We start from the raw sequence: 20,281 nt of genomic DNA on the forward strand, positions 1-20,281 counted from the left end.
CTTCCACCCCCGCGAGCCGTCAGGGGGCGGGCGCGGCCCCGGCGGGCTCGCGCAGGACGCCGATCTTGTCGATGCGGTGCTCGGGGTTGCCCTGCGCGTCGCTCCAGAAGTTCCCCTTGGCGTGGTCCTCCGGCGTGGCGCAGGTCGAGATCGTGATCATGGCCTGGGTGGGGGTCGCCCCGGGCTTCCCGGGTACGGCGGCGCGCTGTTCGCTCAGCGAGCGCTCGGACCGGAAGGACGTCTTGCGGGTCTCGACGATCTCGTAGGCGTACGTCTGCCCGCCCGCGGTCACGAGGACCGTGTCGCCCTCGTCCACGGCGGGCAGGTCGCGCAGCGGGCCGCCCGCCGAGAGGCGGTGCGCGGTGACCAGGAAATTGCCCACCTGGCCGGGTCCGGCTCCACCGCCCTTCCCGTACGGGCTGGCCGCCACGCCCCGGTCCTGTATGCGGGTGCCCGGTACGTCGTCGGTCGTGCCCTCGTAGGCGACGACGCGCAGCCCGGTGATGCCCACGGAGGGTATCGACAGCGTCGATTCCCGGATCGGTGCGGGCGCGGTGGTCGATGGCACCGGGGGCTGTTCCGGGGCGGGCGCGGGCGGGGCGGAGACGGGCGGGGCGGAGGCAGGGGGCGCGGAGGCAGGGGGCGCGGAGGCGGGGGGCGCGGAGGCGGGGGGCGCGGAGGCGGGGGGCGCGGAGGCGGGGGGCGCGGCCGTACCGGCGGCGGCCGAGGGCCCGCACGCCGCCAGCAGGGCGACGACGGCGCCGGCCAGTACGGCGGGGACGGCTCTGGAGCGGAACGGCAGGGGCATGGGGCGATTCCGTGTCGGTCGGTCGGCCGGGTCCTGCGGCATGTGGGGGGGGACCCGGTCCTCCCGGCCAGAGTGACATGCGGAGCAAGCGGTCCATAAGGGCCCCGTCCTGTGACCTCGCTCCCCCACCCGGCTTCCGGGGGCGGCGGAATCCGGGAACATCGTGTGGCGGCCGGCGGACGGCGGGGTCGAGGCCACCGCGTTCCGTCCGCTCCCGCCCGCCGCCGCGTGGGACGGACTCGCCGCGGAGGCGCAGTCCCTGACGGCGCTCCTCGCCGGCCGCGAGGCCGCGCCCTACAGCCGCTGCCACCACTGGTGGGCCAGGCTTCCCGAGGCCGAGGTACGGCTGCTGCCGGTCCGGCCGTGAGCGGCGTGGACGTCCGGAAGGCGCCCGCGGTCAGCCGCGGTCCGGCAGGGCCGGCCCGTCCGCCTGTTCCACCCGCCCCAGCACCTCCCGCAGCCGGTCGCGCGCGGCCGTCTGCGCGGCGATCCGGGCCTCCAGGACGGCGAGCCGCCGCCGGGCCACCGCCAGCCCCTTCGGGGAGGGCGGCCCGGCGGCGACGTCCCCGTCCAGGCAGGGCAGGAAGACCCGTACGTCGTCCAGGGTGAGCCCCGCGTCGAGCAGCGTCCGGATGTTGCGGACCCGTACGACGGCACGCTCGTCGTAGACCCGGTAGCCGTTCGGCGCCCGCAGGGAGGAGATCAGCCCGGCGCCCTCGTAGTGGCGCAGGGCGCGGGCGCTCGTGGCGGTGGCCCCGGCCAGTTCCCCGATCAGCATCCGGCCATGGTCTCAGGCCACCGCCGCGCCCCCGTCGACCGGGACCACCACGCCGGTGAGGAACGACGCCGCCGGGTCCGCGAGCCGGCACACCGCCCAGGCGATCTCCTCGGGCCGTCCGACCCGCCCGAGCGGGGTGCGCGCCACCTGCCACGCCCGCACCTCGGCGGCCCGCTCGGGGCTCAGCCCCTGGTGCTCCCCGATCGGGGTGTCCACCGCACCCGGTGCCACCGCCACGACCCGCACGCCGCGCGGGGCGAGTTCCACCGCCCAGCTGCGGGTGAGGGTGTCGAGCGCCGTCTTGGTGGCGGCGTAGACGGAGGCCCCGGGCCACCCCCGCTGCCCCACGGCGGTGCTCACGTTCACGACGACCCCCGACCCGGACGCCTCCAGCCCGGGCAGCGCGGCCTGGGTGAGCAGCACCGGCGCCACGAGGTTGACGGCCAGCTGCTCCGCGACGTCGCCGGGGGCCACCCCGCCGAGGGCGCCGGCACGCACGATTCCGGCATTGTTGACCAGCACGTCCAGCCGTCCGTGCGCGGCGAGCACCTCGCCGACGATCCGCTCCGGCTCGCCCGCCCCGCTCACGTCCCCGGCCACCACCCGGATCCCGGGATGCCCGTGGGCCGTCTCCTCCAGCGGCTCCTTCCGCCGCCCGACGGCGACCACCAGGTCCCCGCCGGAGGCGAAGGCCCGTGCGGTCGCCCGCCCGATCCCGGTCCCGGCCCCGGTGACCAGGACGACGCGCCGATCACTGCCGTTCGTCTCGATGTCCATGCCCCGAGTGAACAACCCTGCCGCCAGTGACAAGGTCAAGTCCGGGCCGACCGCACGCCGGACCGGCGGGTGAGGCGGTGCCACCAGTGGTGGCGGCGCGGGTGTACGGCGCGGCCCATCCGGCGGCCCAGGAGGAGGTAGCCGAGCAGCGCGCCGGCGGTGTTGAGGAGTACGTCGTCCACGTCGAAGGCACGGCCGGTGACCAGGGCGCCCTGGATGAGTTCCACGAGCGTCATCACGACGGCCGTCACCGCCGCCACCCGCATCAGCCCGCGTGCCTGAGGGAGGAGGACGGGAAGCAGCACTCCGAACGGAACGCCCAGCAGGACGTTCCCGCCGAGCTGCTTGGCCGCCTCCCGGACCGAAGTCCCGTGGAGGTACGGGGCGATCGAGGCGCCCGGCCGGGTGTTGCTGTGCGCGATGCCGGCCGAGGCCGCCGAGGGCTCCAGGGTGAGGCGTGCCAGGACCAAGCTGAACAGGACGGTCCCGGCGAAGGCCGCCAGCATCGCGAGGGCCCGTGTCAGCGGACGGACGGGTGGCCGGGAGCGGTCCTCGGGCACCGGCTCCCGCACCCTCGCCGTCCGCTTCATACGGCGGCGCAGCGCGGCGAGCTTCCCGCGTACGTCCATGGCCCGCTCCTTCCGTGACCGGCTCGTGCCGTGCGGACCCGTGTACCCCGCTCCGAGGCACTGACGCGTGTGGCGGGCGGCGGGGTCAGTCGACCTGTACGCCGATGACGCAGGTGTCGTCGTCCGTGTCGGACCAGCTCTCGGTGAGGAGCGCGTCGAGGCGGCCGTCGAGGTCTCCGGCCCCCGTCGCGGCCGTGTGCAGCAGATGGGCCAGGGAGTCCTGCACGGAGGCGTCCCGGCGCTCGACGAGGCCGTCGGTGAACATCAGCAGGGTGTCCTGCGGTTCGAGGCGGACCTCTCCCTCCGCGTACGTGACGTCGGGCAGCGCGCCGAGGAGGAGGCCGTCGATGAGGGGGAAGGCCTGGGCCCCGTCCTTCCTGACGAGCACGGGCGGCAGGTGTCCGGCGCGTGCCCAGCGCATGACGCGGGTGCCGGGGTCGTAGAGGCCGCACACGGCGGTCGCGGTGACCTGCTTGGTCAGGTGGTGGGTGACGGTGTTGAGCCAGGACATCAGCTGGGCGGGTCCGGCTCCGGTGACGGCCAGGCCGCGCAGGGCGTTGCGCAGGACGACCATGCCGGTGGCGGCTTCGATGCCGTGTCCGGCGACGTCGCCGACCGAGAGCAGGATGAGGCCGGAGGGCAGCACCAGCGTGTCGTACCAGTCGCCGCCGACGAGGGACTCCGTCTCCGCCGGCCGGTAGCGGACGGCGACGCGCAGTCCCGGCGCCTCGACGTGGTGGTGCGGGGGCATGATGGCGTGCTGGAGCTGGAGGGCCAGCCGGTTGCGTTCGGCCGACTCGGCTTCGGTGAGGGCGAGTTGGTCCCGGGTCGCGGCGAGGGCCACCTCGGTCCAGTGCTGGGCGGAGATGTCCTGGTAGGCGCCGCGCACGGCGTGCAGCCGCTGTGCCGCGTCGAGTACGGGCTCGGCGACGACCCGGATGTGGCGCAGGATGCCGTCGGAGCGCCGCAGGCGCAGGTTCACGGAGGCGGGGCGCCGGTAGCGCAGGACGGCGCGCAGGAAGCGGCCGAGGGCGGCGGAGTCGTCCGGGTGGGCGTGGTCGGGCAGGTCCCGCAGTGGTACGGGGGACGCGGTGGGCGGGAGTCCGTGGAGGGCGTAGAGCTCGGAGTTCCAGGTGATCTCGCCGGTGGCGAGGTTCTCCTCGAAGCCGCCGATGCGGCCCAGCCGCTGGGCGTGCTGGAGGAGGTTGGCGAGCCGGGCGGTCTCGTCCTCGATCCGCCAGATGAGCAGGACGGCGGCGCCGTGCCGGCTCACGCTGATGTCGGCGACCGAGGTCAGCGGGATCTGGTCGACCAGCGCGGTGAGGCTGACGCGTTCGGCGCGGAAGGGTTCTCCGGTGGCGTGCACCCGCTCGATGGTGTCGAAGAGGCCGCTGTCGCCGCCGGCCATCGGGTAGGCCTCCAGCAGCAGTGCTCCGTTGACGTCCGCGCGCGGGCGGCCCACGGGGTCGACGAACCGGCTGTTCGCGTGCCGGATGCGGAAGTCGGCCAGCCGGCCTTCGGCGTCGAGGACGGGAGTCAGGATGACGGTGGGGTCGTGGAGTCCCTCGGCGAGGTCGATGAGTTCCGAGACGTCGGGGAGCAGTCCCTCCGGCGCTGCCGCGTCGGGCGGGGCTGCCGTGTCGAGGGTGTGGGCGCACAGCTCGGCCAGCGCTTCCACCTGGCGCCGGATCTGCGGGGGCTGCGGCGGCAGGGGCTGCGGCCAGCAGACTTCGAGTACCCCGTGTACGCGTCCGCCGGTCCCGGCGGGTACGGCCATCCGGCCGCCTCCGGGCCATTGGAGGTGTCCGATCGAGGGGATCCCCTCGCGCCCGAGGTCGGTGAGGGTGACCGGGGCGCGTTCGCGCAGGGCGAGGCGGGGGACGGTCGTGACGCCCGGGGGCACGTGCCGCCAGCGGGAGGCTTCCTCGGCGGGGAATCCGGCGTGGCCCGCGAGGGCCATCGAGCCGTCGGGGGCCGCGGCCCATACCGCGACCGCGACCGCCCCCAGCGGGGTCAGGGCGTTGGCGAGCAGGGATTCGGCGACCGCCTGGGTGTCGGCGGCGGCGGCGAGGACTCCGCTCTCGGCGGTGCGCAGGCGTACCGAGAGGGTGGATGCCGCGGGCGCGGTCGGCGGGGCGGTCGCGGTGCGCTCGACGAACTCGGCCGCGACCTCGCTGACGTGGTCGCGGGCAGCCTGGTTCACGATGTCGGCGGCGAGTTCGAGGGGGGAGAGCCCGGCCTCGCGGCACAGCTCGTCGAGCTGGCGGGCCGCGGCGGCCGGGGTGCAGTTGAGCCGCCCCATCAGGATGCCCTTGGCCAGTTCGACCAGGGCCCTGCCGTCGGCCGCCGCGTGGGCCTCCCGCACCTCGCGGCGCAGCCGCTCGACGGTGGCGACGAGCCGTCCGAGCGGGCTCGGCGCCTGCTTCGGGAGCGAGGGCGGCGGCCCTTCGCCGGCCCGGGCCGCGGGGGTCGGGGAGGGGTGCGGGCGGGTCACCGGACGGCCTGCCCCGCGTCGCGGCGGCCGGGTTCGGTCAGCCAGTGGCGGACGCGGCCGATGAGGTCGTCGGCGTCCACGGGCTTGGTGACGTAGTCGCTGGCCCCGGCGGCCAGGCTCTTCTCCCGGTCGCCGGGCATCGCCTTGGCCGTGACGGCGATGATGGGCAGGTCGGTGTGCGCGGGCATGCGGCGGATCTCCGCGGTCGCGGCGTAGCCGTCCAGCTCGGGCATCATCACGTCCATCAGGATGAGGTCGATGCCGGAGTTGCGGGTGAGCGTCTCGATGCCCTTGCGCCCGTCCTCGGCGTGGAGCACGTGCACGCCGTGGAGTTCGAGGATGCCGCTGAGGGCGAACAGGTTGCGCGCGTCGTCGTCGACGACGAGGACGGTGCGTCCCGCCAGGTCCCCGTCGGGCGCGGCGGGCGCCTCCTCGCCCTCCGCGGCCCCCTTCACGAGGGCCGGCGCCTCGCCGGGCCGGTCGGCGGACAGGTGCAGGACGATGCGTTCGCGGAGTTCGTCGAGGCTGCTGAGGAGTTCCACGCGGCCGGACCCGGCCCGGTCGCGCAGGGCGTCCTCCCGGCCGTTCCTCAGGCGGGGGTTGTTGTGCGCGAGGACCGGCAGCGAGCTGAGTGCCGGGTCCCCGTCGAGCGCGTCGAGGAAGCGCAGGGCTTCACCGCCGGGCATGTCGAGTTCGAGGACGACGCAGTGGAACGGCTCGGACGCCAGCACGGCGGCGGCTTCGCGCGAGCTGGTGGCGCCGACCACCTGGACGGCCCCGTGCTCTCCGCCGAGGGCGGGAGGCGGTACGAGTTCGCGTTCGGCGCTCTCGGCGACGAGGGAGAGCAGCCCGCCCTGGCGTTCCTCGATGACGAGGAGGCGGCGGGCCTGGCGCTGCCGGCCGCCCGGGGTCCCGCCGTCGGCCTCGTGCCGCGGGCCGGGCAGCCCGTACGGGGCGGCGGCGGCAGGCGCAGTTGCGGCGGGGAGGGCGGCGGGGCCGTCCTCGAACTCGGCGTGGCTGACCGGGAGGTAGAGGGTGAAGGTGCTGCCCTGCCCGGGGGTGCTCTCCGCCGCGACGGCGCCGCCCAGCAGTTGCGCGATCTCGCGGGTGATGGAGAGGCCGAGCCCGGTGCCGCCGTACTTGCGGCTGGTGGTCCCGTCGGCCTGCTGGAAGGCTCCGAACACGGATTCGAGCTGCTGTTCGGGGATGCCGATGCCGGTGTCGCGGACGCGGAAGGCCATCACGCTGCCCCGGCCGAGCAGCCGGGCGGGGACTTCGGCGTCGGTGGCCCGTTCGATGCGCAGCTCGACGCCGCCGCGCTCGGTGAACTTGACCGCGTTGGACAGCAGGTTGCGCAGGACCTGGCGCAGCCGGGAGTCGTCGGTCAGCAGGTCGGCGGGGGCGTCGGGGGCGGTGGTGACGGTGAAGTCGAGGCTCTTCTGCGTGGTCATGGGCCGGAAGGTGGCCTCGACGTAGTCCAGCAGCTGCGGCAGGTGGACCCGCTCGGGGTGGATGTCCATCTTGCCCGCCTCGACCTTGGAGAGGTCGAGGATGTCGTTGATCAGCTGGAGGAGGTCGGATCCGGCCGAGTGGATGATGCCCGCGTACTCGACCTGCTTCGAGGTGAGGTTGCGGGTGGGGTTCTGGGCCAGCAGCTGCGCGAGGATCAGCAGGCTGTTGAGCGGGGTGCGCAGTTCGTGGCTCATGTTCGCCAGGAACTCCGACTTGTACTTGGAGGCCAGCGACAACTGCTGGGCGCGGTCCTCCAGTTCCTGCCGGGCGTGTTCGATCTGGAGGTTCTTCGCCTCGATGTCGCGGTTCTGGCTGGCCAGCAGGGCGGCCTTCTCCTCCAGTTCCGCGTTGGAGCGCTGGAGTTCCTCCTGCTGGTCCTGGAGTTCGGCCGAGCGTGCCTGGAGTTCGGCGGTCAGGCGCTGGGACTCGCCGAGGAGTTCGTCGGTGCGCGCGTTGGCGACGATGGTGTTGACGTTGACGCCGATGGTCTCCAGCAGCTGGCTGAGGAAGTCCTGGTGGACCGGGGTGAAGGAGGAGAACGAGGCGAGTTCGATCACGCCGAGGACCTGGTCGTCGACGACGATCGGCAGGATCATCAGGCTTCCGGGCGTGGTGTGGCCGAGTCCGGAGGAGATGACGTAGCCGGCGGGGACCTGGTCGGTGCTGATGGTCCGGTGGCTGCGGGCCGCCTGTCCGACGAGGGACTCGCCGAGGGCGAAGCGGACGGCGACCCCGTCGGACGCGGAGCGGCCGTACGAGCCGACGAGCGTGAGCATCGTGCCCTGCTGGGTTTCCTCGGCCAGGTAGAAGGCGCCGTACTGGGCGGCGACGAGCGGGGTCAGCTCGTCCATGACGAGTTCGGCGACGACCGCCAGGTCGCGGTGGCCCTGCATCAGGCCGGAGATGCGCGCGAGGTTGGACTTGAGCCAGTCCTGCTCCTGGTTGGCGCGGGTGGTCTCCCGCAGCGAGCCGACCATGGAGTTGATGTTGTCCTTGAGGTCGCCGACCTCTCCGGGCGCCTCCACGGTGATGGAGCGGGTGAGGTCGCCCTCGGCGACGGCGCTGGTGACGGCGGCGATGGCCCGGACCTGCCGGGTGAGGTTGCCGGCGAGCTCGTTGACGTTCTCGGTGAGCCCCTTCCAGGTGCCCGCCACGTTGGGCACGCGCGCCTGGCCGCCGAGGCGGCCTTCGGTACCGACCTCGCGGGCCACCCGCGTCACCTCGTCGGCGAACGCGGACAGCGTGTCGACCATCGTGTTGATGACCCCGGCGAGCACGGCGACCTCGCCCTTCGCCTCCACCGTGATCTTCTGCGACAGGTCGCCGCGGGCCACGGCGGTGGCGACCTGGGCGATGGAGCGCACCTGGCCCGTCAGGTTGGACGCCATCACGTTGACGTTGTCGGTGAGGTCCTTCCAGGTCCCCGACACTCCCCGGACGGTTGCCTGACCGCCGAGGTTGCCCTCGGTGCCGACCTCGCGGGCAACGCGCGTCACCTCGTCGGCGAAGGCGGACAGCTGGTCGACCATCGTGTTGATGGTCGTCTTCAGCTCCAGGATCTCGCCGCGCGCGGCGACGGTGATCTTCTGCGAGAGGTCGCCCTGGGCGACGGCGGTGGCGACCTGGGCGATGGAGCGCACCTGCGCCGTGAGGTTCCCGGCCATGAAGTTGACCGAATCCGTGAGGTCCCGCCAGGTGCCCGAGACGCCCTTGACGTCGGCCTGGCCGCCGAGCAGTCCTTCGGTGCCGACCTCGCGCGCCATGCGGGTCACCTCGCCGGCGAAGGAGGAGAGCTGGTCGACCATCGTGTTGATCGTGTTCTTCAGCTCCAGGATCTCGCCCCGGGCGTCCACGGTGATCTTCTGCGAGAGGTCCCCCTGCGCGACCGCGGTGGTCACCTGGGCGATGTTGCGCACCTGGTCGGTGAGGTTTCCGGCCATGAAGTTGACCGAATCCGTGAGGTCCAGCCAGGCCCCGCCGACGCCGGGGACCTCGGCCTGGCCGCCCAGGGTCCCCTCGGTGCCGACCTCGCGGGCCACCCGCGTCACCTCTGAGGTGAACAGCGAGAGCTGGTTGACCATCCCGTTGAAGACGGTGGCGATCTCCCCGAGGAGCCCCTCCGCCGCATCGGGCAGCCGCGTACGGAAATCGCCGTCCCGTACGGCCGTCAGGCCCTCCAGCAGCAGGCGCAGCTCCGACTCGGTGATGCCGCCCTCGCCGGATTCCACTGGCGCTCCGCCCGGTGCAACCGCGCCAGTCCGCTCAGCCATCGCCAACCCCACTTCCGCCGTACATGACGGGTGAAGGCTAACCCCCTCCCGCCGGACGCCGGGAAGCGTCACCGGCCGAGGGCGTCCCCGACGGTGGGGTGCAGCGACAGGATCGTGTCCGCGCCGGTCAGGGCGAACAGGCGGCGCAGTTGTTCACCCGGAGCGGCGATCCGAAGGTCCGTCAGGCGGTGCAGCCGCAGCAGCAGGTTGAGGAACGAGGAGTCGCCGAAAGTGACCGAACCCGCGTCCAGGACCACCACCCCGTGCCGGTCCGCGGCGGCCGTCAGGGCCTCCTCCAGCGCCGGCAGGGTGTCCTGGTCCAGCTCGCCGCGCGCCGTGACGACCCAGCCGGGCCCCGCCCGGTAGCTGTCCCCGACCACGCCGTCGCCCTGCGCGTCCCCTGCTCCGGTCATGTCCGCCTCCCCGGATCTCACCTGTACGGGTTCCGGAATGGAGTATGCACGGTGGATCGGCGTCGGACGACGCCGCCCGTCCCGGCAGCACGGCGTGGCAGAAGTCACGTTCCGGTACGCGTAGGACGCCGGTCTCGGGGCAGGAGCGCGACGGCAGCCATCGACAACAGGGAGGGACCCGCCACCATGCCCCGTTCGGCAGCAGTCGTAAGCCCTGATCGTGCGACGGACCGGCAGGTGCCGGCCCCTGTCCCGCCCGCGGGAGGGGAGCCGTCCGCCGCATCACCGCTGCCCCGGGTGGAGCAGGCCCGGGAGGTCGCGCCCGCGGACGCCCGGGAACTGTCGCGGGTGTTCTTCGGGCGGCTGCGCTCCCTCGAGGAGGGCACGCGGGAGTACCAGTACGCCCGCAACACGCTGATCGAGATGAACCTCTCCCTGGTGCACTACGCCGCACGCCGGTTCCGCGCGCGGGTCGCCGGCGGCGGACTGGACATGGACGACATCATCCAGGTCGGCACCATAGGCCTGATCAAGGCCATCGACCGCTACGACCCGGGCCGCGAGGTCGAGTTCTCCACGCTGGCGCTCCCCTACATCACCGGTGAGATCAAGCGGCACTTCCGCGACACCACCTGGGCCGTGCACGTCCCGCGCCGCCTCCAGGAGCTGCGCTCCGAACTCGCCAAGGCCCAGGAGTCCCTCACGGAGACGCTGAACCGGGCCCCCACCGTCAAGGAGGTCGCCCGGTACCTCGACCTGTCCGAGGAAGAGGTGATAGACGGCCTGGTCGCGGCGAACGGCTACACCAGCGGCTCGCTCGACACCGCCGACGACGCCGAGGAGGTCGGGGGAACGGGCCGCCCCGCCCGGGCTCTCGCCGACAAGCTCGGCGAGAGCGACCCCGCCATGGAGCTCTTCGAGGACTTCCACACCCTCGCTCCGCTGCTGCGGAAACTGGAACCACGGGAACGGCTGATCCTGAGCATGCGCTTCGGGCAGGAGAAGACGCAGGCGGAGATCGGCGCGGAACTCCACATCTCGCAGATGCAGGTGTCCCGGCTGCTCTCCCGCACGCTGGGCCGGCTGCGCGCCGGAATGCTCACCCCCTAGGAGTCATGGTGGCCCTGACAGCCGTACCGCTGGGAGACCGCGCCGGCGCGCGCCTCAGCGGCAGCGGGGACCTGGACACCCGGCAGGCCCTGTGCGCGGCGCTGGCGGCCGTGAGCCGGATCCCGGGTTCCGTCGTCCATCTCGACCTGTCCGCCGTGAGTTTCCTCGACGCGGCCGCCGTGGCCGCTCTGGTGGAGGCGTCGGCCCTCTTCCGCTGTCAGGGCCGGTGCCTGCTGCTCCACCACCCCCCGTACTCGCTCCGCAGAGTGGTGGAGATGTTCCCGGACGAATGTGCCGCGCTGGAGGTCGCAGCATGATCACAGTTCCTGCGGCCAACGGCCCCGGGGCCTTCGTCCATCCCGCACTCCTCTACCGGGATCCCGACGAATACCTGAGCGGCGTGGGGGGCTTCGTCCGCGGCGCGCTCGCCGCGGACGAGCCCGTCCTGGTCGCCGTGCCCGGACCCCGGCTCGGGCCCCTGCGCGAGGCCCTCGGCAGCGACGGGGCGGACGTCGAGTTCGTGGACATGTCCCGGCTGGGCCGCAATCCCGGCCGGATCCTCGCCGCGCTGCGGGATTTCGCCGACCGGCACGAGGGCCGGCCCGCCCGGATCGTCGGCGAGCCGATCTGGCCGGGCCGTACGCCGGCCGAGGTGCTGGAGGCCACGCGCCACGAGGCCCTCATCAACACCGCCTTCGCGGGCCGCGACGCCACCGTCCTGTGCCCGTACGAGGTGCCCGCCCTCTCCCCCGGCGTGCTCGCCGACGCCCGTCGTACGCACCCCACGCTCATCGAGGGCGGACGCGTACTGCCGAGCCCGGCCTACGCGGACCCCTCGGTGGTCAGCGCCGACTGCGACACCCCGCTGCCCGAGCCCGGGCCGGAAGCGGCCGGCCTCGACTACGCGGGCGGGGACCTGGCACGGGTACGCGAGTTCGCCGGGGCCTGGGCCGACGGGACCTCCCTGGCCGCGGCGCGCCGGGGCGACCTGCTCCTCGCCATCGGCGAGGCCACGGCCAACTCCCTGGCGCACGGCGGGGGCCGCGGCTCCCTGCGGCTGTGGCGCGCCCCGGGAGGACGCGGCGTGGTCGCCGAGATCCGCGACGGCGGCCGGCTGGCCGATCCGCTCGCGGGGCGCCGCCGTCCCCCTCTCGCCTCCACCGACGGCGGGCGGGGACTGTGGATGGTCCACCAGCTGTGCGACCTCGTCGAGATCCGCTCCACGTGCTCCGGCCTCACCCTGAGACTGCACATGGCCGACGTCTGAGCGCCCGGCCCCCGTAAACTGTCCCGGCACTCGACGTCACCGGGAGGTGGCCCGCCGGGTGTCCCCGGCCGGTCCGGGGGCATACCCACCGTCTGGAAGCCGACGGAATCAGCCGGGACCCGAGCGGTCGCCACGAGACGAGAGCCGTGTCAGCGGCGGGGGTGAGACCACAGTGAAGAGCAGCGGACCTCAGACCGGCCGTCCGCCACGGCCCGGGGCAGCCGGCCAGCGCCGGCTCCTGGCACTGGCCGGTGCCCGGGGCCAGGTCGCGAAGGGCCGCGACTTCGCCCGGCAGGCGCTGCGGGACTGGGAGTGGGACGGGACCGAGACCTCCGAGGACACCCTGCTCGTCGTCTCCGAGCTGGTGACCAACGCCGGTCTGCACGCGGACGGCTGCCTCCAGCTGGTCCTCACCGGCGGTGAGGCCCTGCGCATAGAGGTGTTCGACGGTTCCACGGCGCTGCCGCACCGACAGCCGTCGGCCCGGCGGGGCGCCCCGGGCGGCCACGGGCTCCACATCATCGACCGCCTCTGCGACCGCTGGGGCGCCGAGGTCCTCGAGCGGGGCAAGGTGGTGTGGGCGGAGATCGAGGCCGCCCGGCTGGTCTCCGGCAGGCCCACGGGGGGGTGATCCCGCCCGGGGCCTGCCGCACACGTCACGGCCGCACACGTCACGGCCGCGCACCTCACGGCCGCGCACCTCACGGCCGGCGGCCTTCATCGGCCCGGGGTTTCAGCCGGCCGGGCCGTCCGCGGCCGCCAGGACGAACGCGTGTCCCGCCGGGTCGGCGTAGCGGCGCTGGGTCGTCCTGCTGCCGGTGCCGGCGCCCTCCGCCTCCGCCGCCACCGGGCGGGCGCCGAGGGCCACGGCCTCGCGTTCCGCCTCGTCGAGCGTGTCCGGGGCCACGAGGATGTGCAGGTGGGGCTGTTGGGACCCTTCGGGCAGCGGCCAGCTGGGCGGTACGCGGTCGGGGTCGTGTCGGACGCCGAGGACGGTGCCGGCGGCGCCCGAGACGAGGAGGAGGCCGGGGTCGCCGTGGGCCGGGCCCACCGCGCCGCCCAACAGGGAGGCGTAGAAGCGGGCCAGCGGTTCGGGCTCCGCGCTGTCCAGCACGATGACGCTCGTCTTGGGTCCCCGCGTGTGCCCTGCGCGGCCGCCCGCACACGTGCCGTCATACGGGGCACGGCCCGCCCTTCGCCGTGGCGCGGGGGTGCGCCCGGGCCGTTTCGTTTTCCGGACGGCCGGCGCGGATCCGTTCGCGCAGCGGCTTTCGCACGGGGCTCCGGGCGGCTGGAGTGGGAACATGCCTGCCACCCCGCCCCCAGCGACCCCCGAGCCTTCCGAAGAGGGGGACGGCGGCGACGACTGCGAGCGCGTCCGGCGCGTCCTGGCGTCGGCCGGCTTCGACACGTCCCCGCAGGAGGGGGACGGACTGCGCGTGTGGACGGCCCCGGAGGGGGTCGTGGTGGGGTGGGTGGCCCGGGAGGTGCTGCGGCCGACCGTCCGGGTCCACGCCCACGAGGACGACCTGTCGCGGTTCACTTCGCTGGCGGGCCTGCACCAGGCGCTCCGGACGGCGCTGGCCGTGATCCTGCGCGAGGCGGGACTCGACGTGGCCGTCCACGGGGAGCACCTGCTCACCGTCCGGCCCGCGGCGCCGCCGCCGGGGCGCCGTCCCGGGCCGCCCGGTCAGGACCCCGCGAGCGTGCGGCCGGGCGGGCCTCCGTAGGCGGCGCGGTAGGCGGCGGAGAAGCGGCCCTGGTGGTGGAAGCCCCAGCGGTTCGCGATGGCCGTGACCGTGTCCCGGGCGGGGTCCGCCGCGACGAGGTCGGCGTGGGCCAGAGCCAGGCGTACGCGGCGCAGGTACGCCGTCGGGGTGGTGCCGAGGTGGCGGCGGAAGGCGTACTGGAGGGCCCGCGGGGTGACCGCGGCGGCGGCGGCGATCTCGGTGAGGCCCATCGCGGCGGCCGGCTGCGACTCGATGAAGGCGACGGCCCGGCGGACGGTCTCCGGCGTCGCGTCCCTGGTGTCGGCGAGTACCGGGTCGGGGCGGGCGTTGGTGGGGAAGGCGGCCAGGACGGTCGCGGCCAGCATCCTGGCGGCGGCGTCGAACACCAGCGGTTCGCCGCCCTCCGGCAGCCCCAGGATGCTCTCCTCCACGTAGTCGACCGTCCTCTTCCACTGGTCGGCCATGGCCTTGGAGACGGGGGTGAAGCGTGTGAAGCGCAGCGGGCGGGCGGGGCGGTCGGCCGGGCGGCCCGCGAGTTCCTCCACCAGCGCCAGCGGCACCGTCACGGCACGGAGTTCCGCCGAGTACACCCTTCCCGCGTAGGGCAGATGGGGCTGCGAGATCGCCAGGACGTCGCCCGGCCCGGCCTCGGCGGTGTCGTCGGCGCACTCCCGGGCCAGGCGGCCGCCGACCACGTGGGTGACGGCCACGGCGCCGAGGGGGCCGGTGGTGTAGCCGTACTCGGTCCGCAGCGAGATGGTGCTCAGCGATACCGGGCCGACGTTGTCGCGCGTGTACGTGAAGGTGCTCGACGGCTCGGGGGTCTTCATGCGCAGGCTCGTCCCGTACGCCGACCTCAGCCAGTCCCGTGCCACGTCCACGTCCGAGGTCCGGAAGGTGTGCCCGGCCCGTGGTCCGGCGGCGTGCTGCGGTCGTCGCATGGCGAAGGCGTCCTCTTCCGCGGTGGCGCGGCGGGGAGGAGCTGCGCGGGATCAGCGTACGCCGGGGGGCGGGTGCGCGGGGCGGGTTGGCGGTGTGCGGACCGTACGGCCCGTGATCGCGGAGCGGGCTCGGCGCCGGTGCCTGCCCCGCGACCGGGCCGCTGTCGGTCCGCGTCCGCCGTACCTTCCGGCCGGCCCCAGCATGTGCTCCTCGTACCGGCCGAGCCCGAGGGCGGCGCACATCAGCAGCGGCGGTACGAGCAGCGCCAGGAACAACACGGGAGGGCTACCTGTGGCGGACCAGGGTGGCCACGAGGACGACGAGGGCGAAGGCCACCACGAGCAGGTGCAGCCATACCGGTCCGGCTTCGGCGGCCAGGGCGAGGACCGCGGTCGTATTCGATGTCATACGGGCGCGCTTGCCCGCGCTCGGGCGACTGACACGGCCGGGGCGGATCCGGTCGTGGGCGGGCCCCCGGCAGGCTCAGGTGCGGGGTTCCATGGCGCCCAGGCCCAGGGTGCGGAGCGTGTGCTCGGCCATCTGCAGGTGGCCGACGGCGTTGGGGTGGGCCGGGTCGTCGAGCCAGGCGATCGGGTCGGCACCGTCGAAGTGCCGGTTCCAGTGCGCCTCGTGGTCGACCAGCAGTACGCCGGCCTCCTTCGCGATGTCCCGTACGGCCTGTGCGTACGCCGGGAGCGTGCCGCGGGCCTCACGGCCGGCGATGCTGACGAGCACCGGGGTGTGGAGGACGATCTGGGTGTCCGTGCCGGTACGGTCGATGAGCCGGCGCATGGCGTCGTGGAACTCCGGCAGCCCGGCCAGGCCGGCGCGCGCGTCGTTCGTGCCGAGCGATATGGACAGCACATCGGGTGCGAAGCGTCCGATCAGGTGGTCGTAGGAACCGAGCACGTCCACGGCTCGCCAGCCGGAAACGCCGGTGTTGACGACGATGTCGGTCAGCCGGTCCATCTGCCATCTGATCCGTTCCTGCAGGTGTTCCACCCAACCGCGTGCGCCGTGGGTGTGCAGTACGGCCTGGGTGATGCTGTCGCCGGCGGCCACCCAGGTCATCGGTGCTTCAGAGAGGCGGATCATGCCGTCGTCCTCCGTTGTGCGGTCGTGGCTCCGGCGGCTGCCGGGTGCCCGAGGTCCTGTTCAAGATCAGAAACATAACGCTCGCACGCCCTGGCGCCTTCCCGTCCTGGGAGAGGAGTTCACGCGGACGCCCCGCGGTGCCAACCCGCCCGCCCGCACGGTTCAGCCGAGGACCTCGCTCACTTCTCGACGGGCCGCCTCCGAAAGGAGCGGCGTCCAGCGCGTGAAGAGTTCGAGCAGGTCCGCCCCGTTGCGCTCGCGGAAGGACGCGTTCACCTTGGCCAGGTCCAGTTCGTTGGCGACCGTGAGCTCGGCGAAGTCGCGGCGCCGGCGCAGGGACGGGGCGGACTCCTCGCCGGTGAAGCGGTCCCGGAAGGTCACCGGTGCCCCGTCCGGGGCGGCGAGGGTGGGGTAGGAGGCCTTGCGGTCGCAGCTGGCGTAGAAGTACACGAGCTCTTCCGCCTCCGTCCCGATCGCCTCCGCGAGGCGGGCGCGCTCGGAGAGTTCCAGGAGGCTCAGGGGCAGCCCGTCCGTGCCGTAGAAGGCGTGGCACAGGGCCGCCTCCTGCAGGACGGGCCGTGCGCCCCACGCGGCGAGCAGCGCCTCGACGCGCAGCAGGTGGGTCAGGAGCGTACCGCCGGAGTGCTTGGCGGTACCGGCTCCCAGCTCCTTGAGCAGGGCGATCGCGGGTGAGTCGGTGTGCTTGTCGTCGCTGTGCATCATGCGCACATCATGGCGGGGTCCCCGCGCGGGCGTCCGCCGGGACCGGCATCCGGACACCGGGGCCCGGGTGCGGTCACCGCCCGGCGGGCACGCCCTCCGTGTCGCTGCGCGCAGTCCGCTCCTCTGCGTCGGCCAGCCAGAACAGGAGCGGCGGAAGGCCGAGCTCGATCGCGGCGAGGGCGATCTGGAACCCGTGCGGCGGGCCGGCCACGGCGAGCGGGAGCAGCCGGACCACACCGCCCAGCAGGAAGACCCCGGTCAGCCACCGCACCGGCCGAGCCGGGATCGGGCTCTGCCGTGCGGCCCAGAGCCAGGCCGGGCCGTAGCCGGTGGAGCTCGCCCCCGTGAACCGGCCCCAGCTGTCGACCGTCGCACCGGCGGAACCGGCGCCGGGGATCGCCGCGTTGCCGAGGGCCGCGTGGAGCAGGACGATCGCCACACAGGACCAGCCCATCACGTGTGCGAGTGCGCGCAGAGTCCTGGGACGAACGAACCGGACGCACTCCGGGCGCGGCTGCCGGCCGTGCTCCCCCTCGCGGACGAGAGCGCGCGCGAGGCCGTGTCCGGCGTCCTGAAGAGCTGGCTGGTCTTCGTCCAGGTCCTCTGCGTCGACTGGCTCACCCACGAGACCTGTACGCGCACCCGCCTGCGCGACGTCCGCGTCGGCGCGGCCATCGGAGCCCTCCGCCCCCTGCTCACCGAAGACCCGGCCCCGACTGGCCGTCGCACGGGGCCGGCGCGGGCGCGGGCAGCTAGCGTGGGGCCCGTGGGACTGGACTGGAACACGCTCCTCGCCGACCAGCTCGACTGGCACTGGCAGCACCAGCTGCGCGCGCGGCTGGACGGCCTCACCGACGACGAGTACTTCTGGGAGCCCGTACCCGGCTGCTGGTCCGTGCGGCCGCGCGGCAGCGGCACGGCCGCCGTGCAGGGCGGTTCCGGTGGCTTCACCATCGACTGGGCCTACCCGGAGCCGGTTCCCGCGCCCGTCACGACGGTCGCCTGGCGCCTCGGGCACCTGCTCGTCGGCGTGCTGGGCGCGCGCAGCGCGGCACACTTCGGCGGGCCGCCCGCCGACTACATGGCGTACGCGTATCCGGGCACCGCGGCAGGAGCGCTGGAGCGGCTCGACGCCGCGTACGCGCGGTGGGTGTCCGGCGTGCGCGGTCTGGGCGCGGAGGGTCTGGCGCGGCCGTGCGGCGCCGCCGAGGGCCCGTACGCGCAGGAGCCGATGGCGACGCTCGTACTGCACGTCAACCGCGAGGTGATCCACCACGCGGCGGAGGTCTGCCTGCTCCGGGACCTGTACGCCCACCGGCCCTGAGGCCGTCAGGCGGCGGGTCCGGCGGACCAGGTGACGGCCGGTGGGCGGACGGCGGCGCACAGGGGTCTGCCGTGGGCGTCGGTCAGGGCGAGGCGGGCGGTCAACAGGCCGGCGTCCGCGGCTTCGCCGGCCGTCGACGGGTCGACGGCGTCGAGCATGAGCTTCGCCCGGCGGAACATCGTGCGGACACCGGCGTCGTCGATCCCGCTCCACGAGAGGTAGACGAACCGCTGTCCGGGACGGCCCTGGATCCACGGGCCCGTCAGGTCGATGCCCGCGGGGCCCCGGCGCGCGGTGCAGTCCAGCGTCCAGACCGCCGCGCCGGCGTCGCCGGGATGGGGGGCCAGGGGCTGCGCGTCCCGGGCGCGCGGCTGGACGGCGACGTGGATGTCGTCGTAGCCGGGGAAGCCGGGGCCTGGCGGGCAGGTGCGGCCCGGCAGGTTGAATCCCTCGATCCGGATCTGCATGGGGCCACTCTGCCATCCGGCCCGCGACGGCCATGGCAGAGCCCGCCCGGCGCCGCACAATCGAGCTGCACCAGGCGATGCCGCCGGCCTCGCGCTCGCCGTCCGGTGGCTGGTCCACGGGGCGGCAGGGACCAGGTCAACGGGGAGGCCGACCGCCGCCTCACGAGCGGCTAGCAGGTGTCGTCGTTCTCCGCGCGCGGCCAGTACCGTCCTTCGAGGGCCTCGGCGCTGCGGTTGAGCCGGACCAGGACGTCCTCCAGCTCCCGTACCTCCTCAGGGGTCCAGTCCGCGACGACCCGGGCCAGGCAGGAGCGGTTGACCTCGCGGTCCCCGGCGAGCCGGCGCCCGCCCTCTGCGGTGATGCGCAGCTTGCGGGCCATGCCGCCGTCCGGGTCGGCGACGCGCTCGGCGAGTCCGCAGCGCAGCAGTGCGGCCGTCTGACGGTTCACGGTCGAGGTGTCGAGCCCGAAGGCCTCCGCCAGCTGCCCTATGGACATGGGGCCCTGGGTGTCGATCCGGCTGAGCAGCAGGTACGCCGACCGCTCCAGCCGCTCGGGGTCGCGCTCGCGCCGGGCGAGCACCTGGTGCCGCGAGAGCAGCATCAGCTCCCGCTCCAGTTTCTCCAGCACTGCGCCTCCCACTCCTTCCGGCGCTCCATTATCGCCGACCGATGATCCCGTACGGGCGGGCAGGCTACGGTCCAGGTGCAATATGCATGCTACATATCGTGTGTATCATGCATTTCTCGTTGCCGTCCGACGAGCCACAGCCTCAACCCGGAGGACCCGCATGACCACCACCACGTCCACCGCCTCCCGCGCGGCCGAGATCCTCTCCCGGCCCGTCACGCTGAACGGCCTGACCGTCCCCAACCGCATCGCGATGGCTCCGATGACGCGGATGTTCTCCCCCGGCGGCGTGCCCGGCGAGGACGTGCAGGCGTACTACGCCAGCCGGGCCGCCGCGGGTGTGGGCCTGATCATCACCGAGGGCACCTACGTCGGCCACGAGTCCGCCGGGCAGAGCGACCGCGTGCCCCGGTTCCACGGCGAGGAGCAGCTGGCGGGGTGGGCGAAGGTCGCCGCGGCCGTGCACGAGGCGGGTGGCACGATCGTCCCCCAGCTGTGGCACATAGGCATGGTGCGCAAGCAGGGCGACGCGCCGTACGCCGACGCGCCCGCCGTCGGCCCCTCCGGCATCCGCGTCGACGGCACCGAGGGGACCGGCAAGGCGATGACCGCCGCCGACCTCGACGACGTCATCGGCGCGTTCGCCGACGCCGCCGCGGAGGCCGAGCGGATCGGCTTCGACGGCGTCGAACTGCACGGCGCCCACGGCTACCTGATCGACCAGTTCCTGTGGGAGCGCACCAACCGCCGCACCGACGCCTACGGCGGTGACGCGGTGGCCCGTACGAAGTTCGCCGCGGAGGTCGTGGCCGCGGTCCGTGAGCGCGTCTCGGCCGAGTTCCCGGTGATCTTCCGTTACTCGCAGTGGAAGCAGGAGGCCTACGACGGCCGGCTCGCGCAGACCCCGGAGGAGCTGGAGGCGATCCTCGCCCCGCTGGCGGCGGCGGGCGTCGACGTCTTCCACGCCTCCACCCGGCGCTACTGGCTCCCGGAGTTCGAGGGTTCGGACCTGAACCTCGCGGGCTGGACCAAGAAGCTCACCGGCCGGCCGGCCATCACCGTCGGCTCGGTGGGCCTCGACGGCGACTTCATCCGCTCCTTCGCGGGCGAGGGTGCGGCGCTCGGCGACATCGACAACCTCCTGGACCGCATGGAACGCGACGAGTTCGACATGGTCGCCGTCGGCCGGGCCCTGCTCCAGGACCCGCAGTGGGCGGCGAAGGTCCTCGGCGACCGCTTCGACGAGCTGAAGCCGTACGACGCGGCTTCGCTCGGTTCGCTCAGCCGGTAGCCGCACGGCCTGTCCCGCATCG

General features: G+C 73.9%; 23 protein-coding genes. 8 read left to right on the forward strand and 15 right to left on the reverse strand.

Annotated features, from left to right (window positions below; all coding sequences use genetic code 11):
* Positions 1 to 19 precede the first annotated feature (19 nt).
* Positions 20 to 808, reverse strand: a complete 789-nt coding sequence (locus ACZ597_RS17455; protein ID WP_471330438.1) for a class E sortase — start codon at positions 806 to 808, stop codon at positions 20 to 22.
* A gap of 163 nt (positions 809 to 971) precedes the next feature.
* Between ACZ597_RS17455 and ACZ597_RS17460 the strand changes: the two genes are divergently transcribed.
* Entirely contained in the window at positions 972 to 1,175 is a 204-nt protein-coding gene (locus ACZ597_RS17460; RefSeq protein WP_471330441.1) for a hypothetical protein, read from the forward strand.
* A gap of 30 nt (positions 1,176 to 1,205) precedes the next feature.
* On the opposite strand, the gene ACZ597_RS17465 is transcribed toward ACZ597_RS17460, so the two are convergent.
* The 6 genes from ACZ597_RS17465 to ACZ597_RS17490 form a co-directional block, all read right to left on the reverse strand.
* Positions 1,206 to 1,586, reverse strand: a complete 381-nt coding sequence (locus ACZ597_RS17465; RefSeq protein ID WP_471330444.1) for a MerR family transcriptional regulator — start codon at positions 1,584 to 1,586, stop codon at positions 1,206 to 1,208.
* Positions 1,587 to 1,598: 12 nt separating this feature from the next.
* Positions 1,599 to 2,363: an SDR family NAD(P)-dependent oxidoreductase gene (locus ACZ597_RS17470; protein ID WP_471330447.1), complete on the reverse strand. Its 765-nt coding sequence runs from the start codon at positions 2,361 to 2,363 to the stop codon at positions 1,599 to 1,601.
* Between the two features lie 35 nt (positions 2,364 to 2,398).
* On the reverse strand, positions 2,399 to 2,992 hold the full coding sequence (locus ACZ597_RS17475) for a VanZ family protein (RefSeq protein WP_471330450.1): 594 nt from the start codon (positions 2,990 to 2,992) through the stop codon (positions 2,399 to 2,401).
* 85 nt (positions 2,993 to 3,077) lie between these two features.
* Positions 3,078 to 5,486, reverse strand: coding sequence for a SpoIIE family protein phosphatase (locus tag ACZ597_RS17480; RefSeq protein WP_471330453.1), 2,409 nt, complete (start codon positions 5,484 to 5,486; stop codon positions 3,078 to 3,080).
* The gene (locus tag ACZ597_RS17485; RefSeq protein WP_471330456.1) at positions 5,483 to 9,268 is read right to left on the reverse strand and encodes a HAMP domain-containing protein; all 3,786 of its coding nucleotides are present in this window, start codon (positions 9,266 to 9,268) and stop codon (positions 5,483 to 5,485) included. The genes ACZ597_RS17480 and ACZ597_RS17485 overlap by 4 nt, the downstream gene beginning before the upstream one ends.
* 68 nt (positions 9,269 to 9,336) lie before the next feature.
* On the reverse strand, positions 9,337 to 9,681 hold the full coding sequence (locus ACZ597_RS17490) for an STAS domain-containing protein (RefSeq protein WP_471330459.1): 345 nt from the start codon (positions 9,679 to 9,681) through the stop codon (positions 9,337 to 9,339).
* A gap of 186 nt (positions 9,682 to 9,867) precedes the next feature.
* Here ACZ597_RS17490 and ACZ597_RS17495 point away from each other — a divergent pair, with 186 nt between their 5' ends.
* From ACZ597_RS17495 to ACZ597_RS17510, 4 genes are all read left to right on the forward strand, one after another.
* The gene (locus tag ACZ597_RS17495) at positions 9,868 to 10,791 is read left to right on the forward strand and encodes a SigB/SigF/SigG family RNA polymerase sigma factor (RefSeq protein ID WP_471330462.1); all 924 of its coding nucleotides are present in this window, start codon (positions 9,868 to 9,870) and stop codon (positions 10,789 to 10,791) included.
* 5 nt (positions 10,792 to 10,796) lie between these two features.
* Positions 10,797 to 11,108 carry an STAS domain-containing protein gene (locus ACZ597_RS17500; protein ID WP_471330465.1) on the forward strand — a complete coding sequence of 104 codons (312 nt, stop codon included), beginning with the start codon at positions 10,797 to 10,799 and terminating at the stop codon, positions 11,106 to 11,108.
* Positions 11,105 to 12,058 carry an anti-sigma factor RsbA family regulatory protein gene (locus ACZ597_RS17505; RefSeq protein WP_471330468.1) on the forward strand — a complete coding sequence of 318 codons (954 nt, stop codon included), beginning with the start codon at positions 11,105 to 11,107 and terminating at the stop codon, positions 12,056 to 12,058. The genes ACZ597_RS17500 and ACZ597_RS17505 overlap by 4 nt, the downstream gene beginning before the upstream one ends.
* Before the next feature lie 172 nt (positions 12,059 to 12,230).
* On the forward strand, positions 12,231 to 12,689 hold the full coding sequence (locus ACZ597_RS17510) for an ATP-binding protein (protein WP_471330471.1): 459 nt from the start codon (positions 12,231 to 12,233) through the stop codon (positions 12,687 to 12,689).
* Positions 12,690 to 12,791: 102 nt separating this feature from the next.
* Here the strand turns inward: ACZ597_RS17510 and ACZ597_RS17515 are convergent, their stop codons facing one another.
* Complete coding sequence (locus ACZ597_RS17515; protein ID WP_471330474.1) at positions 12,792 to 13,172, reverse strand: VOC family protein; 381 nt, start codon at positions 13,170 to 13,172, stop codon at positions 12,792 to 12,794.
* A 190-nt stretch (positions 13,173 to 13,362) separates the two neighbouring features.
* Between ACZ597_RS17515 and ACZ597_RS17520 the strand changes: the two genes are divergently transcribed.
* Positions 13,363 to 13,788 (forward strand): hypothetical protein, encoded by a 426-nt coding sequence (locus ACZ597_RS17520; protein ID WP_471330477.1) that lies wholly within the window; start codon positions 13,363 to 13,365, stop codon positions 13,786 to 13,788.
* Here the strand turns inward: ACZ597_RS17520 and ACZ597_RS17525 are convergent.
* The 5 genes from ACZ597_RS17525 to ACZ597_RS17545 all read right to left on the reverse strand — a co-directional run bounded on the left by ACZ597_RS17525 (position 13,749) and on the right by ACZ597_RS17545 (position 17,023).
* Complete coding sequence (locus ACZ597_RS17525; RefSeq protein WP_471330480.1) at positions 13,749 to 14,729, reverse strand: AraC family transcriptional regulator; 981 nt, start codon at positions 14,727 to 14,729, stop codon at positions 13,749 to 13,751. The genes ACZ597_RS17520 and ACZ597_RS17525 overlap by 40 nt on opposite strands.
* Before the next feature lie 286 nt (positions 14,730 to 15,015).
* A complete protein-coding gene (locus tag ACZ597_RS17530) occupies positions 15,016 to 15,138 on the reverse strand; it encodes a hypothetical protein (RefSeq protein WP_471330483.1) in 123 nt (40 codons plus the stop codon).
* A gap of 75 nt (positions 15,139 to 15,213) precedes the next feature.
* Positions 15,214 to 15,825, reverse strand: a complete 612-nt coding sequence (locus tag ACZ597_RS17535; protein ID WP_471330486.1) for an SGNH/GDSL hydrolase family protein — start codon at positions 15,823 to 15,825, stop codon at positions 15,214 to 15,216.
* Between the two features lie 162 nt (positions 15,826 to 15,987).
* The gene (locus ACZ597_RS17540) at positions 15,988 to 16,548 is read right to left on the reverse strand and encodes a DUF6817 domain-containing protein (RefSeq protein ID WP_471330489.1); all 561 of its coding nucleotides are present in this window, start codon (positions 16,546 to 16,548) and stop codon (positions 15,988 to 15,990) included.
* A 73-nt stretch (positions 16,549 to 16,621) separates the two neighbouring features.
* Positions 16,622 to 17,023, reverse strand: coding sequence for a DUF4345 domain-containing protein (locus tag ACZ597_RS17545; RefSeq protein WP_471331312.1), 402 nt, complete (start codon positions 17,021 to 17,023; stop codon positions 16,622 to 16,624).
* 291 nt (positions 17,024 to 17,314) lie between these two features.
* Here ACZ597_RS17545 and ACZ597_RS17550 point away from each other — a divergent pair, with 291 nt between their 5' ends.
* Positions 17,315 to 17,872, forward strand: a complete 558-nt coding sequence (locus tag ACZ597_RS17550; protein ID WP_471330492.1) for a DinB family protein — start codon at positions 17,315 to 17,317, stop codon at positions 17,870 to 17,872.
* Positions 17,873 to 17,877: 5 nt separating this feature from the next.
* Here ACZ597_RS17550 and ACZ597_RS17555 read toward each other — a convergent pair whose 3' ends face one another.
* Entirely contained in the window at positions 17,878 to 18,339 is a 462-nt protein-coding gene (locus tag ACZ597_RS17555; protein WP_471330495.1) for a DUF5990 family protein, read from the reverse strand.
* 170 nt (positions 18,340 to 18,509) lie between these two features.
* On the reverse strand, positions 18,510 to 18,941 hold the full coding sequence (locus ACZ597_RS17560; protein ID WP_471331315.1) for a MarR family winged helix-turn-helix transcriptional regulator: 432 nt from the start codon (positions 18,939 to 18,941) through the stop codon (positions 18,510 to 18,512).
* A gap of 187 nt (positions 18,942 to 19,128) precedes the next feature.
* Here ACZ597_RS17560 and ACZ597_RS17565 point away from each other — a divergent pair, with 187 nt between their 5' ends.
* Positions 19,129 to 20,259, forward strand: a complete 1,131-nt coding sequence (locus ACZ597_RS17565) for an NADH:flavin oxidoreductase (RefSeq protein WP_471330498.1) — start codon at positions 19,129 to 19,131, stop codon at positions 20,257 to 20,259.
* The last annotated feature ends 22 nt before the right edge of the window (positions 20,260 to 20,281 follow it).

This window comes from Streptomyces sp. NPDC040718 (assembly GCF_055593565.1).

What these genes read in the sequence shown, in the direction of transcription:
- ACZ597_RS17560 (WP_471331315.1), bottom strand. Translation starts at nt 18,941, where the DNA reads ATGCTGCTCTCGCGGCACCAGGTGCTCGCCCGGCGCGAGCGCGACCCC.
- ACZ597_RS17565 (WP_471330498.1), top strand. Translation starts at nt 19,129, where the DNA reads ATGACCACCACCACGTCCACCGCCTCCCGCGCGGCCGAGATCCTCTCC.
- ACZ597_RS17540 (WP_471330489.1), bottom strand. Translation starts at nt 16,548, where the DNA reads ATGATGCACAGCGACGACAAGCACACCGACTCACCCGCGATCGCCCTG.
- ACZ597_RS17505 (WP_471330468.1), top strand. Translation starts at nt 11,105, where the DNA reads ATGATCACAGTTCCTGCGGCCAACGGCCCCGGGGCCTTCGTCCATCCC.
- ACZ597_RS17475 (WP_471330450.1), bottom strand. Translation starts at nt 2,992, where the DNA reads ATGGACGTACGCGGGAAGCTCGCCGCGCTGCGCCGCCGTATGAAGCGG.
- ACZ597_RS17525 (WP_471330480.1), bottom strand. Translation starts at nt 14,729, where the DNA reads ATGCGACGACCGCAGCACGCCGCCGGACCACGGGCCGGGCACACCTTC.
- ACZ597_RS17470 (WP_471330447.1), bottom strand. Translation starts at nt 2,363, where the DNA reads ATGGACATCGAGACGAACGGCAGTGATCGGCGCGTCGTCCTGGTCACC.
- ACZ597_RS17535 (WP_471330486.1), bottom strand. Translation starts at nt 15,825, where the DNA reads ATGATCCGCCTCTCTGAAGCACCGATGACCTGGGTGGCCGCCGGCGAC.
- ACZ597_RS17485 (WP_471330456.1), bottom strand. Translation starts at nt 9,268, where the DNA reads ATGGCTGAGCGGACTGGCGCGGTTGCACCGGGCGGAGCGCCAGTGGAA.
- ACZ597_RS17520 (WP_471330477.1), top strand. Translation starts at nt 13,363, where the DNA reads ATGCCTGCCACCCCGCCCCCAGCGACCCCCGAGCCTTCCGAAGAGGGG.
- ACZ597_RS17495 (WP_471330462.1), top strand. Translation starts at nt 9,868, where the DNA reads ATGCCCCGTTCGGCAGCAGTCGTAAGCCCTGATCGTGCGACGGACCGG.
- ACZ597_RS17490 (WP_471330459.1), bottom strand. Translation starts at nt 9,681, where the DNA reads ATGACCGGAGCAGGGGACGCGCAGGGCGACGGCGTGGTCGGGGACAGC.
- ACZ597_RS17530 (WP_471330483.1), bottom strand. Translation starts at nt 15,138, where the DNA reads ATGACATCGAATACGACCGCGGTCCTCGCCCTGGCCGCCGAAGCCGGA.
- ACZ597_RS17555 (WP_471330495.1), bottom strand. Translation starts at nt 18,339, where the DNA reads ATGCAGATCCGGATCGAGGGATTCAACCTGCCGGGCCGCACCTGCCCG.
- ACZ597_RS17465 (WP_471330444.1), bottom strand. Translation starts at nt 1,586, where the DNA reads ATGCTGATCGGGGAACTGGCCGGGGCCACCGCCACGAGCGCCCGCGCC.
- ACZ597_RS17500 (WP_471330465.1), top strand. Translation starts at nt 10,797, where the DNA reads ATGGTGGCCCTGACAGCCGTACCGCTGGGAGACCGCGCCGGCGCGCGC.
- ACZ597_RS17455 (WP_471330438.1), bottom strand. Translation starts at nt 808, where the DNA reads ATGCCCCTGCCGTTCCGCTCCAGAGCCGTCCCCGCCGTACTGGCCGGC.